Origin of the sequence: Adlercreutzia faecimuris (genome assembly GCF_022669055.1) — a bacterium.
GTDB classification, from domain to species: Bacteria; Actinomycetota; Coriobacteriia; order Coriobacteriales; family Eggerthellaceae; genus Enterorhabdus; species Enterorhabdus faecimuris.
In genome coordinates this window covers 1,090,204-1,102,375 of the sequence record NZ_JAJMLW010000001.1, presented here as the reverse complement: position 1 = coordinate 1,102,375, position 12,172 = coordinate 1,090,204, and the positions used below count along the sequence as shown (strand labels likewise).

General features: G+C 72.2%; 11 protein-coding genes. 2 read left to right on the top strand and 9 right to left on the bottom strand.

Translation table 11 applies throughout. From position 1 onward, the window contains the following. Window positions 1-115 precede the first annotated feature (115 nt). Complete coding sequence (locus LPT13_RS04170) at window positions 116-1,171, top strand: FAD:protein FMN transferase (protein ID WP_242163819.1); 1,056 nt, start codon at window positions 116-118, stop codon at window positions 1,169-1,171. A gap of 75 nt (window positions 1,172-1,246) precedes the next feature. On the opposite strand, the gene LPT13_RS04165 is transcribed toward LPT13_RS04170, so the two are convergent. From LPT13_RS04165 to LPT13_RS04135, 7 genes are all read right to left on the bottom strand, one after another. Beyond that, entirely contained in the window at window positions 1,247-1,951 is a 705-nt protein-coding gene (locus LPT13_RS04165; RefSeq protein WP_242163817.1) for a cytochrome c3 family protein, read from the bottom strand. Window positions 1,952-1,969: 18 nt separating this feature from the next. Further along, window positions 1,970-3,202 (bottom strand): ammonia-forming cytochrome c nitrite reductase subunit c552, encoded by a 1,233-nt coding sequence (locus LPT13_RS04160; protein WP_242164271.1) that lies wholly within the window; start codon window positions 3,200-3,202, stop codon window positions 1,970-1,972. A gap of 21 nt (window positions 3,203-3,223) precedes the next feature. Continuing rightward, window positions 3,224-4,174 (bottom strand): NapH/MauN family ferredoxin-type protein, encoded by a 951-nt coding sequence (locus LPT13_RS04155; protein ID WP_242163815.1) that lies wholly within the window; start codon window positions 4,172-4,174, stop codon window positions 3,224-3,226. 58 nt (window positions 4,175-4,232) lie between these two features. Beyond that, complete coding sequence (locus tag LPT13_RS04150) at window positions 4,233-4,574, bottom strand: chaperone NapD (protein WP_242163812.1); 342 nt, start codon at window positions 4,572-4,574, stop codon at window positions 4,233-4,235. Window positions 4,575-4,582: 8 nt separating this feature from the next. Continuing rightward, entirely contained in the window at window positions 4,583-4,918 is a 336-nt protein-coding gene (locus LPT13_RS04145) for a hypothetical protein (RefSeq protein ID WP_242163809.1), read from the bottom strand. A gap of 11 nt (window positions 4,919-4,929) precedes the next feature. Then, complete coding sequence (locus LPT13_RS04140) at window positions 4,930-7,482, bottom strand: molybdopterin-dependent oxidoreductase (RefSeq protein ID WP_242163808.1); 2,553 nt, start codon at window positions 7,480-7,482, stop codon at window positions 4,930-4,932. Window positions 7,483-7,597: 115 nt separating this feature from the next. Beyond that, the gene (locus LPT13_RS04135; protein WP_242163806.1) at window positions 7,598-8,191 is read right to left on the bottom strand and encodes a 4Fe-4S dicluster domain-containing protein; all 594 of its coding nucleotides are present in this window, start codon (window positions 8,189-8,191) and stop codon (window positions 7,598-7,600) included. A gap of 181 nt (window positions 8,192-8,372) precedes the next feature. On the opposite strand from LPT13_RS04135, the gene pdxR reads away from it, so the two are divergent. After that, entirely contained in the window at window positions 8,373-9,755 is a 1,383-nt protein-coding gene (gene pdxR, locus LPT13_RS04130; protein WP_242163803.1) for a MocR-like pyridoxine biosynthesis transcription factor PdxR, read from the top strand. Between the two features lie 109 nt (window positions 9,756-9,864). Here pdxR and LPT13_RS04125 read toward each other — a convergent pair whose 3' ends face one another. After that, on the bottom strand, window positions 9,865-11,343 hold the full coding sequence (locus tag LPT13_RS04125) for a molybdopterin dinucleotide binding domain-containing protein (protein ID WP_488211938.1): 1,479 nt from the start codon (window positions 11,341-11,343) through the stop codon (window positions 9,865-9,867). Further along, window positions 11,253-11,633 (bottom strand): hypothetical protein, encoded by a 381-nt coding sequence (locus LPT13_RS11950; RefSeq protein WP_488211937.1) that lies wholly within the window; start codon window positions 11,631-11,633, stop codon window positions 11,253-11,255. Before LPT13_RS11950 ends, LPT13_RS04125 begins: the two co-directional genes overlap by 91 nt. Between the last annotated feature and the right edge of the window lie 539 nt (window positions 11,634-12,172).

Below are 12,172 nucleotides of genomic sequence, written 5' to 3'. Positions count from 1 at the left end.
TGCGGCGCATCCGGGGCGCGCGGGGTACAATGGGCGCAACGAGGGCGCGGGGCGGCGCCGGCGGGACGGCCGCCGGACGGCCGGCCGCGCGGGCGGCGAGGCGAGAGGAGGGGGCGTGGGCGAGGTCGACCCCATACCCGACGAGGCGTGGCGCGAGGCGTGGGCGCCCGCGGGCGACGCGCCGGGCGGCGTGCGGTTCCTGGCGTTCAACACCGTGGCGGAGCTGGCCGCCTACGGCGAGGCCGACGCGGTGGCCGCGGCGCTCGACGAGGCCGTGGCGGCCTGCCGCGCCTACGAGCGGCTCCTCTCGCGGACGCTGCCCCACTCCGACATCGCCCGGCTCAACGCCGCCGGCGGCGCGCCCGTGGAGGTGGACGCGCGCACCGCGGGCCTGCTGCGCGCGGCGCTCGGGTACTGCGCGGCGAGCGAGGGCGCCTTCGACGTGACCGTGGGGCCGGCCGTGCGGCTGTGGGACTTCCACGAGGGCCGCGAGCCCGACCCGGCCGCGCTCGCCGAGGCCGTGCGCCACGTGGGCTGGCAGAACCTGGAGCTATGGGAGGACGCGGACGGCGCGGCGAGCGCGGGCGCGAGCAACGCGGGCAGCACGGCGGGCGCGGGCAACGCGGGCGACGCACCGGGGCGGCGGCGCTGCTGGGCGCGGTTGGCCGACCCGGCCGCGGCGGTGGACGCAGGCGGCATCGCCAAGGGCTGGATCGCCGACGAGCTCACGGCGCTGCTGGCCGCGCGCGGGATCCCCGGCTACGTGGTGAACCTGGGCGGCAACGTGGCCGTGGGCGGCGCCAAGCCCGGCGGCGGGCCGTGGCGCGTCGGAATACGCGACCCGCGCGATCCGCGCAACCCCAAGGCCCTGCTGGGCGCCGTGCCCCTGGCGGCGGGCTCGGCCGTGACGAGCGGCGTCTACGAGCGGTCGTTCACCACGGCCGACGGGCGCCTCTGCCACCACGTGCTCGACCCGCGCACGGGCCGGCCCGCCGCCACCGACGTGGCCGGCGTCACCGTGGTGGCCGCGCGCTCGCTAGACGCCGAGGGCTTCTCCACCACGCTGCTCGCCCTGGGCCTCGGGCGCGGGCTCGCCCTCGCGCGCAGCCGCCCCGAGATCGACCAGGCGTTCTTCGTCGGCTTCGACGGCGCCGTCACCGCGGCGCGCTAGCCGGGCCCGCCCCCGAACGCGAGGGACGGGGGCGCCCCGCGGGGCGTCCCCTCCCGAGAGCCGCGCCCTCGCGCGCTAGTACGGAAACCCGCTCGCGTCGAGCTGGGCGGCCTCATGGGCGCCGAGCCAGCCGTCGGGGATGGGCGCGTCGTCGTGGCAGCGGCTGCAGGCGTTCACCGACTGGCGGTGGGACTTGTGGCACTCGCCGCACTCGATCTGCTCGTGACGTACCTCGGTGGCGTGGGGGTTCCGCTTCCCCAGAGCCGTGGTCGCGGCCGCCAGGTCGTCGCGGGTCATGTTGTGGCAGCCCTCGTTCAGGCAGAACGACTCGGGATCGTCCTTCTGCAGGTAGTGGTTGAGGTCAGTGAGCGAGCGCTCGTCAAGCGGGTACTCGAAGTCGCCGCTCACCCAGTGCAGCCCCTCGGTTACCTGCTGGCCCAAGGTGGGCTCATGGCACGACAGGCACGTGAGGCCCGCCTGCTTGTGCTGGACCACCATGAGGTCTCCCATGTCATCGACCGGGTTTCCCCACTTGTCCAGGCCCGCCTGGCCCGGCTCGCCGTCGTAGGTGGCGTTGATGGGATCCTGCGGCGCGTGGCAGATGGCGTTGCAGAAGCTCGGCTGCTCGTGCCATACCCAGAACCCGGCGCCGGCCGCGACGACCACCGCGGCCACCACGGCCCCGGCGACCGCCAGCTTGCGACGGCTGCGCGGCACCCGCCTGGCAGCAGGCGAGGACGCGGGCGCGCCGGGGACGGCGTTATTCTTCTCGTCGGTCATGTCGTCTCCTCCTTCCGCCTAGGCCAAGAGGGCGAAGCCCTCGGCCAGGAGCGCCTCGGCCTTGTCGAGGTTGGCGTGGGCGGCCTCGGGGTTGTGGGCGCCCTCGCTGTTCTCCACCATCACGTAGTCCCAGTAGAACTGCGCGTGGCGGTGGATCTGCTGGGCGCGGGCCAGGGTGTCGGGGTCGAGGGCGTCACGGGCGGCGGCCAGGGCCTCGATGTATCGGACGATGTCACGCGAGATGGCCTGCTCGCGATCGGTGACCTCCTTCTGCCAGCCTGCCACCTCGCCGGCAAGGTCGTCATGGCACAGCGAGCACTTCTCCATGAGCTCGGGGCTCTCGAGCGGGCTCACCAGGTCGTGGGACGCGTAGCGCGCGCCGCCCTCGGTCTCCATCGTGGCCATGTGGCAGTCGGCGCAGCTGAAGCCGGCCGCGGCCATGTGCGACTGGCGGCCGCCGTAGACGGTCTCGAACTCGGGGTGCTGGGCCTTGAGCAGCGGGGCGCCCGTGTCCGGGTGCTCCCAGTCCTTGAAGCCGATGGAGTCGTAGAAGGCGAGCATCGCCTCGGCGTCCATGCCCGCCAGGCCATCGTAGGGGTTGCTCGTCACCTTGTCGGCGTTGAAGTAGTACTCGTTGTGGCACTGGCCGCACACCTGGGCCTCGAGGGGCGTGGACTCGGCGGCGTCGCCCAGGGAGGCGCGGTAGAAGCCGGAGGTCACCTCGAGGGCGGTCGGGTCGTTGCCGTGGCAGTTGTAGCAGCTGACGGGCTCGTCGAACTGGACGATGAGCTCGCTGAACTTCTCGGCGTAGACGCCGTCGCCCTCCTCGTTCACCAGGGCGGTGAACTGGGGGGTCTTGCAGGTGATGCAGTTGGCGAGGGTGGCGTCGGTCACGCGCGGGGTCTCGGCGATGGATCGCAGCGTGTAGCTGTGGGACGCCGCCTCGTCATAGCCCTTGGCGAACCCGTAGCCCTTGTACATGGTCCTGAGCGCGGGGTACGTCTCCAGGTAGTCGTCCTTGCCGGATTCCGGCGAGTTGGCCTCGTTGGCCCTCCATGTCTCGTACTGGTGCGGGTAGAGCCCCGCCCACTCCTCGGCCTTGATGACGCCGAAGCGATCCTCTGCGGGCGTCAGGTCGGCCTCGGGGGCCGCGGGGTTGTTCGCCCGCGGCGCGCAGGCCGCCAGGCCCACCACCATCACCGTGGCGCAGAGCGCGGCCAGGGTGAGGCGCAGCTTCTTGCTCTTGAGCATCGTCACTCCCTTTCCCTCGTGTTACTCGGTGCCTGCGCCGGCGGGCGCAGGCGGCGCGGCGTCAGCCGCTGCCGGCGATGGGGCGCCGGCTGCCGCGGGCCGGCGCGGGCGCCCCAGGCGAAAGCGCAGGGCGTCCGCGGGGCAGGCATCCACGCAGGCGCCGCAGGCCATGCAGTCGCCGGCGCGGACGATGGCGTCGGCCCCGTCGACGGCCGGCGCCAGGATGGCCGGGTCGGCCGGGCAGACGGCCTCGCAGCGGCCGCAGCGGGTGCAGGCATCGTGGTCGATGGCCACGTTGACCTGGCCCATGCGGCCGAGGGCCTCGTAGACGCCGCCCATCGGGCAGAGCGCGCGGCACCACACGCGCCGGCCCCAGAGCACATCGCACGCCAGCACGGCCGCGAGCGTCCACACGCCGGCCAGCGCGCCGAACAGCAGGCCGCGGTTCACGGCGCCGACGGGGTTGAACGACTCGAACACCGGCACGCCCGCCACCGCCGACAGCGCGACCACGCCCGCGGCCACGCCGAGCTTGGCGTGGCGCGGCACCGCCCGCTCGCGCACCTCGATCCCCAGCCGGGCCCGCAGCCAGTCGGCGGCCTCGCCCAGCAAGTTGACCGGGCACACCCAGCCGCAGAAGGCGCGGCCGCGGATGAGCCCGTAGGCCGCCACGACGGGCAGCACGCCCACAAGCAGCGCCGGGGCGAGCTCGCGCGAGGCGGCCGCCACCTGGAGGGCGGCGAGCGGGTCGAGCAGCGTCACCCCGCCGACCGACGAGGAGGCCAGGCTACCGTAGAAGACGCCCTCGGCCGGCGTGGGCACCGCCGCGTCGCCGCCGGCGAAGCCGCCCGCCAGGCCCCAGCCCGCCGCCACGAGCGGCAGGCAGAACAGCACGAGCGCCGCGCACTGCACGACGCGGCGCACGGCCGTGACGCGCCCGATGCCGCGGCGCGGCCTCGTTCCCCTTACCATCTCTCCCCTCCTCTCGCGTCGCCCGCACCTCGCGGCGGGCGCATCCGGGCAACCCGCCTCAGCGGGCCGCCGCCTCGTCCTCGAAGTTGCAGTACACCAGGTTGACGCCGGTCACGCCCGCCACCTGGATGAAGGAGCTCGCCCGGGCGTGGGATGCCTCCACGCTGGCGGCCTCGATGGTCACCACCAGCTTGTGGCCCTGGCGCTCGTGCACCTCCACGCCCGGGAGCGCCGCCAGCTCGCCGGCCACGGCCCCGGCAAGCTCCGGGGCCGTCTCCACCACCAGGCTGGAGATGACCACGGGCTCCCCCGCGGTGGGCGCGCCGGATGCCACGGGCGCCGGCTCCGGGACCCCGTCGACGCCGCGGGGGCCGACCGCCACCTGATCGCTCGCCATCATGCGCCCTCCTAGCCCTGCGGGTGGCAGGTGATGCACTCGCCGCGGGGGCCGAACACCTCGCGGGTGGCCGGGTCGCCGTCGACGTAGTGGTCCGCCGGCAACGCCGGAGCCTGCGCGAGCAGGGAGTCGGCATCCTTGCCGGCGCCGTGGCAGCCGTAGCAGCCGGGGGCGCCGAGCTCCTGGAAGCGACCCTCGTGGCTCGCCGGCATGAGGGCCGGCTCCCCGGCGGCGCGCGCGGCGTCGCCCGCCCCGCCAAGGCCGGCAGGCGCGGCGCATCCGGCCACGCCGGCCAGCGAGAGAGCCAGGAGCGCGCCCGCGGCGCCGATGATGATCCTTCTCTTCATCTTCCGCCTCCCTAGATCTTCTCGATGGACACGGTGGTCTTCTTGTAGTCCGGCTCCTTGGAGAGCGGGCAGTACACGTCCTGGACCACCAGGTTGATGAGCGTCTCCTCGGCGAAGAACGGCGCGAACACGATGCCCTCGGGCGGCGCGGTACGCCCGGTGGTGGACACGGTGATGTCACAGCTGCCGTAGCGCGACGTGACGCGCACGCGGTCGCCGTCCTTGACGCCCAGCCGCTCGCAGTCGGCCGGGTTCACGTCGAGGAGCGCCTCGGGCAGCGCGCGGTCGAGCTCGGCGATGCGGCGGGTCATCGAGCCGGTGTGCCAGTGCTCCAGCAGGCGCCCGGTGCACAGGTAGAACGGGTACTCGTCGTCGGGGATCTCGGCCGGGGGCTCCCAGGGGCGGAACACCACCGAGGGGCGCTTGCCAGCCGACTTGTAGAAGCTCACGCCGCCGGCCCTGTCGTGCTCGCCGTAGCGCTCGACGCCCTGCTCGTCGAAGCCGTCGGCCTGGGGGCCGTCGCAGAAGCGCCACAGGGTGGGCAGCCACTCGCCGTCCACCTCGCGCACGGGCCAGGTGAGGCCGTGGTTGTCGATGTAGAGGTCGTAGGGGGCCAGCTGCTTGGCCTCCATCTTGAGGCCCGCGGACTCGTTGATGGCCGCGGCCGCCTCGTTGAGCGCCGGGTTCGAGAACGTGCGGTACTCCTCCCAGATGGCGCGCGACACCTCGCGGTCGGTGCCGCGGAACGCGCCGGCCTCGGGGTCGTACCAGGCGCCGAACAGCACGTCGAAGGCGTCCTTCCCGCCGATCTGCTCGCCGGCCAGCACGCGCTTGGCCACCTCCATGAGCATCCACAGGTCCCACCGGGCGTCTCCCGGCGGGTCGACCGCCTTCTCGAAGACGGCGGTGCGGCGCTCGCCGTTGCCGAACTGGCCCTCGCGCTCTACCCACATGGCCGCGGGCAGCACCACGTCGGCGTACTGGGTGGAAAGCGTCGGGTAGACCTCGGACACGCAGATGAACGCGTCGATGACGCCCCTCTTGTCGCCGCGGCCGAGGAAGCGGGTGAGGTTGGGCAGGCTCACGGCCCAGTTGTTGTGGGCGCTCCAGAGGAAGTCGATGTTGCCCTTGGAGAGCTCGCGGAACATCTTGACCGTGTGGAATCCAGGCTTGGCGATGGCGTCGAGGTAGCCCTCGGGCAGGCTCCAGATAGCCTCGGTGTAGCGGCGGTGCGGCTCCTGGGCCACCAGCAGGTCGGCCGGCAGCCGGTGGCTGAACGTGCCCACCTCGCGCGCCGTGCCGCAGGCCGTGGGCTGGCCCGTCAGCGAGAAGGCGCCGTCACCGGGGCGCGCGTAGCGGCCGGTGAGCAGGTGGATGTTGTAGATGCAGTGGTTCATCCACGTGCCGCGGTTGTGCTGGTTCACGCCCATGGTCCACAGGGAGAGCACCTTGCGCGACTTGTCGGCGAACACCTCGGCCAGCTCCTGGATGTCGGCGGCCGGCACGCCGGAGACCTCCTCGGCGTATTCCAGGGTGTAGGGGGCCAGGCGCGCGGCGTACTCCTCGAAGGTGATGGAGGTGACGGCGTCGACCGACTGGCCCGTCTCCGAGGCGTCGTAGCCGTCCTCGAAGGCGTTGCCGATGTTCTCCGTCCCCTGCTTGAACTGCAGGTGGTCGGCGACGAAGGCCTTGTCGTAGAGGTTGTTCTCCACCAGGTAGCTGGCGATGGCGTTGGCGATGGCGATATCGGCGCCGGGCTTGAACATGAGCACCTTGTCGGCGCTGGCGGAGGTGCGGGTGCGCAGGGTGGTCAGGTCGTAGTGGCGCACGCGGTCGTCGGCCAGCTTGCGGGCGGTCAGGCGCGAGTAGAGCATGGGGTGCGCCTCGGCCATGTTGGCGCCCCAGGTGACGAAGACGTCAGCCTCGTCGATGTCGGCGTAGCAGCCGGCCGGCTCGTCGGTCTGGAACACGTTCATGAAGCCGACGACGGCGCTGGCCATGCACAGGCGCGCGTTGGGGTCGATGTTGTTGGAGAGCAGGCCCGCCTTCCAGAACTTGGCGGTGCAGTAGCCCTCGACGATGGGCTGCTGGCCGCTTCCCCAGAAGGCCAGCCGGCTCTTGTCGGCCTTCCACGTCTCGCGCAGCTTGGACGCCACCAGGTCGAGCGCCTCGTCCCAGGTGGCCTCGCGCAGGCCGCCCGGCGCGCCCTTGGTGGCCTTGTCATCGCGGACAAGCGGCGTGGTGAGGCGGTCGTCGCCGTACAGGGCGCTGGCCAGGTAGTAGCCCTTCACGCAGTTCAGGCCGCGGTTCGACCCGTTTTCCGGATCGCCCGTGACCGACACGAGGCGTCCGTCCCTGGCCTCGACGATGACGCCGCAGCCGCAGCCGCAGAAGCGGCAGACGCCCACGGTGCGGGTGACGTCCCCCTGCCCGGCCGGCGCCTGAGCGCCGCCCTTGGCGGGCTCGCCGGCACAGCCGGCCATGGTGGCCATGGTGCCCGCGGCCGCGGCGCTGGCAAGCGCCACCGCGGTGGTCTTCACGAACTTCCGTCGCGTAAGCTCCATGTGCTCTCTCCTCCTTGCTTGCTCCCGCGCGCCCACGCGCGCCCTGCCTCCCGGCCGGCCCCGAGGCCCCGCGCGCCGCCTCCCCGCCGGGGCGGGAGGCGCCGGCGCGGCGCCGTCAGGCGAACCCCGTCGGAACCACCTCGATGGCGGGTCGCGGGTCGCTCACCGGGCAGCGCTGCTCGCACAGGCCGCAGCCGGCGCAGCGCCCCTCGTGGACGACGGGCGCGAACACGGCGTGGATGGCGTCGCCCTCGCGCGGGCGGTAGTCGATGGTGATAGCGTCGTCGATGAGGGGGCAGGCGCGGTAGCACACCTCGCAGCGCATGCCCTTGAACGACAGGCAGAGCCCCTCGTCGATGCGCGCGGTGCCCATGGCGGCCGCCGCGCGTCCCTCCACCGGCGCGAGGGCGCCGGTAGGGCAGGCCGCTATGCAGGGGAAGTCGGGGCACAGCCGGCAGGCCTGGGCCCGCGCGTCGACGGCCGGCGTGCCCGCAGCCACCCCGGCTGCGAGGGGCGCCACGTGGATGGCCTGGTAGGGACAGGCCTCCAGACAGCGGCCGCACTTGATGCAGCGGGCGTCGAAGCGGGCGGGCTCGCCGGCCCCCGGCGGGCGCAGCAGGGCCGCGGGCGGGCGGGTGCCCTCCCAGGCGGCGACGGCGGCCAGCAGCGTGGCGGCGCCGACGGCGGCGATGGTGCCGATGCGGGCCATGGGCCTCCTCTCCCCAGTTGCGCGGTCTTCCCTTCCGCCTCGCATCTTACGAAGCCGCGCGCCGGCGGCGGAAGGGACGGCGCCTGTTAAAATCATGGGGACAGTTGGGGCGGTCGAGGGGGACGGTTCCACAGGGCCTCCACAAAGTTGCCCGAGGCTTACCGCGGGAGGGAGCGACGCCATGCACATCGACGAGCGGTCTGACGAGCCCATCTACCAGCAGATCTACCGGCAGATCCACGACGGGGTGGAGACGGGGGCCTACCCACCGGGCAGCAGGCTCCCCTCCATCCGCGGCCTGGCCGACGACGTGGGCTGCTCGCGCAACACCGTGGAGGCCGCCTACCGGATGCTCGTGGCCGAGGGCTACGTCGCCAGCCGCCCCGGGTCGGGGTACGTGGCCTGCGACCTGGCGCTAGTGTCGCCGAGCGCGCCTGAGCGGCCCGTGATGCTGGGCGAGCCCGCGCCATGCGCCCGCTACGACTTCACCTACGGTGACCTCGAGCCGGGCACCTTCCCCGCCGCGGCCTGGCGCGCCCTCACCGACGACGTCCTGCTGTCGGTGGAGGGCGTCGGATGCGACGCCTACAACGACCCGGCCGGCGAGCCGGAGCTGCGCGCCGAGGTGGCGTGGCGCCTGACCACCCAGCGCGGCATCGACTGCACGCCCGACCAGGTGATCATCCAGGGCGGCACGTGCAGCGGCGTGCGCAATCTGCTCGCGCTGTTCGACCCGCGCGACGTGGTGGCCATGGAGGATCCGGGCTACGGCGGGGTGCGCGCCGCCGTCGAGCGCGCGCGGTTCGCCGTGGCGCCGTGCCGCGTGGGCGACGACTACGCCCACTTCCTGGACGACCTGGACGCCAGCGGCGCGCGGCTCGCCTACGTGACGCCCTCGAGCCAGTTCCCCACCTGCCAGGTCATGCCGGCGGCGCTGCGCGCCCGGCTGCTGGAATGGGCACGCGACCGCGACGCCTTCATCCTGGAGGACGACTACTGCCGCGACTTCCGCTACCGCGAGCGGGCCCTGCCGCCCCTGGCCACCATGGATCGGGACGGGCGCGTGGCGTACATGGGGACGTTCTCCAAGTCGCTCTCCCCCGCCCTGCGCATGAACTACCTGATGCTGCCGCCGACGCTGCTCGAGCGGTGGCGGGCCGTCTTCGAGGGGGCCTACGCCGAGGTGCCGTGGCTCAACCAGGCGGTGCTCGGGCAGTTCATGCACGACGGGTGGGATCGGCACCTCCGGCGCATCCAGGTGCGCAACCGCCGCAAGTACGAGGCGCTCACCGGCGCGCTGCGCGAGGAGATGGGGGATCGCGTGGACGTGCTGGAGAACGGCACGGGGCTGCACCTGCTCGTGCGCGTGCGCGACGGGAGGACGGAGGAGGAGCTGATCGAGGCGGCGCGCGCCGGGGGCGTGGCGGTGTACGGCACGAAGCGCTACTGGGCCCGCGCGTCCGCCGCGCCGGCCGGCTGCGTGCTGGTGGGGTTCTCGGCCATCGCCGAGGAGGACATCGCCCCCGGCGTGCGCGCCCTGACGGCGGCCTGGTTCGGGGAGTAGCGCGCCCCTGCGCGGCCGGCCAGGGGGTGCCCGAGCGGCGTCGCGACGCAGAAGGAGTCCTGGCGCAGCCGCATGAAGTTGCAGCGCCGCCGCAGCTCCCCGTCGATGTTCATGGTGAGGATGAGCCGGGCATGATGCGCTCGGTCACCACCGCGCCGCCGAGCGTCCAGCCGCGCTCGTTGTAGATGCGCACCACGTCGCCGTCGGCGATGCCGTAGGCCGCCGCGTCGGAGGGGTGCAGCCAGACGGGCTCGTAGGCGTAGCCGTCCTCGCCCGTGACCTTGGCCACCTCGCGCAGCCAGGGGATGTCGTCCATCTGGGCGTGCACGCGCCAGCGCGGGTGGTTGGACACCATGAGGAAGGGGTAGTCCCTCCCGCGCTCGCCCAGGCGGCTCTCCTGATGGCTCGGGCCCTCGTCGATGAAGTGGGGGTAGGGCAGGCGCTCCACGTCATCGGGGAAGCGCGCCGCCAGCGACGTGGAGTAGATCTCCAGCAGGCCGGAGGGCGTGGTGAGCGGGTGGGCCTTCGGGTCGGCGCAGAACTCCTCGTAGCCGGCGGGGATGTCCTCCCAGTCCTTGACGAACGGCACCGCCAGGTACTCCTTGTCCACGAACTCCTCCCAGGATATGAAGTCCGGCGCGCCCGAGTCGTCGAAGGCGTCGCGGATGCAGGCGTCCACGTCGCGGCCGTCGGTGTACTCCTCGAGCAGGCCCACGCGCTCGGCCACGGCGCAGGCCACCTCCCAGTCGGACTTCGACTCGCCCAGAGGCTCGATGCACTGGGTCTCCAGGTAGATGACGTTGGGCACGGCGTCGTCGAACTCCGATCCGATGTCGCGCTCCTCGTACTTGGTGTTGACGGGCAGCAGCAGGTCGGCGAACAGGCAGTCGTTCCCAAGCCAGGGGTGCTGGGCCACCACGCATTCCAGCTCGGGGCTGCGCAGGGCGTCGATGAAGTCGTTGCCGCCGTTCCAGCAGGTGGTCCAGCAGGGGCAGTCCGTCCAGATCATGTGCAGGTACGGGTCGTCGTCGGTCATGGGGAAGCGGTACTCGCGGAACTGGTTCTCGCGCGGCATGCTCGGGCGTGGGATGCCCATCCAGGTGAAGGGCTCCTTCGCGCGGATGCCCTGGGGGATGAGCGTCTTGGGGATGAAGCGCACGAAGGGCGACTGCGCGCCGTTGTAGCCGGCCTGGAGCGTGCCGAAGGGAACGCTCAGCGGCACGGCCTTCTGGCTGTCGGCCCCGTAGAGGCCCCATTCCACGAACTTGAACTGGTTGCGGCCCGGCTTGCCGAGCCCCTGCATGGCCAGGAGCACCACCTCCATGCGCGCCGGCTCGTGGGGGTAGGCGCTGCGGATGTAGCCGCCGCCGTTGCAGTGGGCGACGGTGGTGGCCTGGCGGTGCCACTTGCGGGCGAGGGCCTTGATGATGCGGGAGGGCACGCCGCAGACGGCCTCGGCCCACTCGGGCGTCTTGACCACGCCGGTGGCGCCGCCCATCACCTCGTACTCGAGCCAGTCGAAGCCGACGGTGTGCGTCTCGACGTAGTCGCGGTCGTAGAGCCCCTCGGTGATCCACACGTACGCGATGGCGAACTGCAGCGCCAGGTCGGTGTTGGGGTAGACCGGTATCCAGCGGTCGGCGTGGACGCCGGCGGCAGCGGCATGACCATCGGCCCCTCGAACGTCTTGTCGCCCACGGTGAGCTTCCAGGCGTTCAGGTCCTCGGGCGCGTAGCCCTCGGAGAAGTCGAAGTTGCGCGTGCGCAGGATCTTGCCGTCCCTCACGTCGACGACGGCGGTGTTGGAGCCCAGGCCGTTGCCGCACCAGCCGAGGCCCAGGAGGTGCGAGGAGTCGGCCCCGACGCCTTTCTTTACCATGGTATCCCCTTTCTCTCTTCCGGGCGGTTCCGCCTGCGCGAGGCCGGGCCCTGCCCGATGCCCCGAAGCATAAGGGCGCCTTGGCCGAGACGTTGTTAGGGGGATGGAAAGAAAGATTCCATATTGGAAAGAAAGCGCCCCACGCGGGGTTTTCTTCGGGCCGGGGCGCGGGCGGAGGTGGGAGGTCGCGGGCGCCGGGGGCGGCGGGAGGTGCGGCGCCGTGAGCGCGCTGGCGGGCGTGTGATATCTCCGCTTTTTCGGCAGATCCTGCCAGAAACGCGGACTTATCACATCTCGCTGCCAGAAAAGCTGACTTATCACACGCGTTTTCGCGGTTTTTCGGCTTCTGCGGCCTCTTTCGTTTAATTATTTATATTGAGAATAATTTCTAACAGGTAAAACGCTGATAGAAGGAGAAGGTCATCTCGCAGGAGGAGGGAATCCCGTGTGATAAGTCGGCTTTTCTGGCAGCGTGGGCCATTCGCGTGCGGCGCGGCGTCGGCGGGCGCCGGCGCCGCTGCGGGAGGTCACGGGTACCG

Excerpts from the sequence above, each read along its gene's own strand:
- LPT13_RS04165 (WP_242163817.1), bottom strand. The coding sequence starts at position 1,951 with ATGACCGACGAGAAGAATAACGCCGTCCCCGGCGCGCCCGCGTCCTCG.
- LPT13_RS04160 (WP_242164271.1), bottom strand. The coding sequence starts at position 3,202 with ATGCTCAAGAGCAAGAAGCTGCGCCTCACCCTGGCCGCGCTCTGCGCC.
- LPT13_RS04155 (WP_242163815.1), bottom strand. The coding sequence starts at position 4,174 with ATGGTAAGGGGAACGAGGCCGCGCCGCGGCATCGGGCGCGTCACGGCC.
- LPT13_RS04150 (WP_242163812.1), bottom strand. The coding sequence starts at position 4,574 with ATGATGGCGAGCGATCAGGTGGCGGTCGGCCCCCGCGGCGTCGACGGG.
- LPT13_RS04145 (WP_242163809.1), bottom strand. The coding sequence starts at position 4,918 with ATGAAGAGAAGGATCATCATCGGCGCCGCGGGCGCGCTCCTGGCTCTC.
- LPT13_RS04140 (WP_242163808.1), bottom strand. The coding sequence starts at position 7,482 with ATGGAGCTTACGCGACGGAAGTTCGTGAAGACCACCGCGGTGGCGCTT.
- LPT13_RS04135 (WP_242163806.1), bottom strand. The coding sequence starts at position 8,191 with ATGGCCCGCATCGGCACCATCGCCGCCGTCGGCGCCGCCACGCTGCTG.
- pdxR (WP_242163803.1), top strand. The coding sequence starts at position 8,373 with ATGCACATCGACGAGCGGTCTGACGAGCCCATCTACCAGCAGATCTAC.
- LPT13_RS11950 (WP_488211937.1), bottom strand. The coding sequence starts at position 11,633 with ATGGTAAAGAAAGGCGTCGGGGCCGACTCCTCGCACCTCCTGGGCCTC.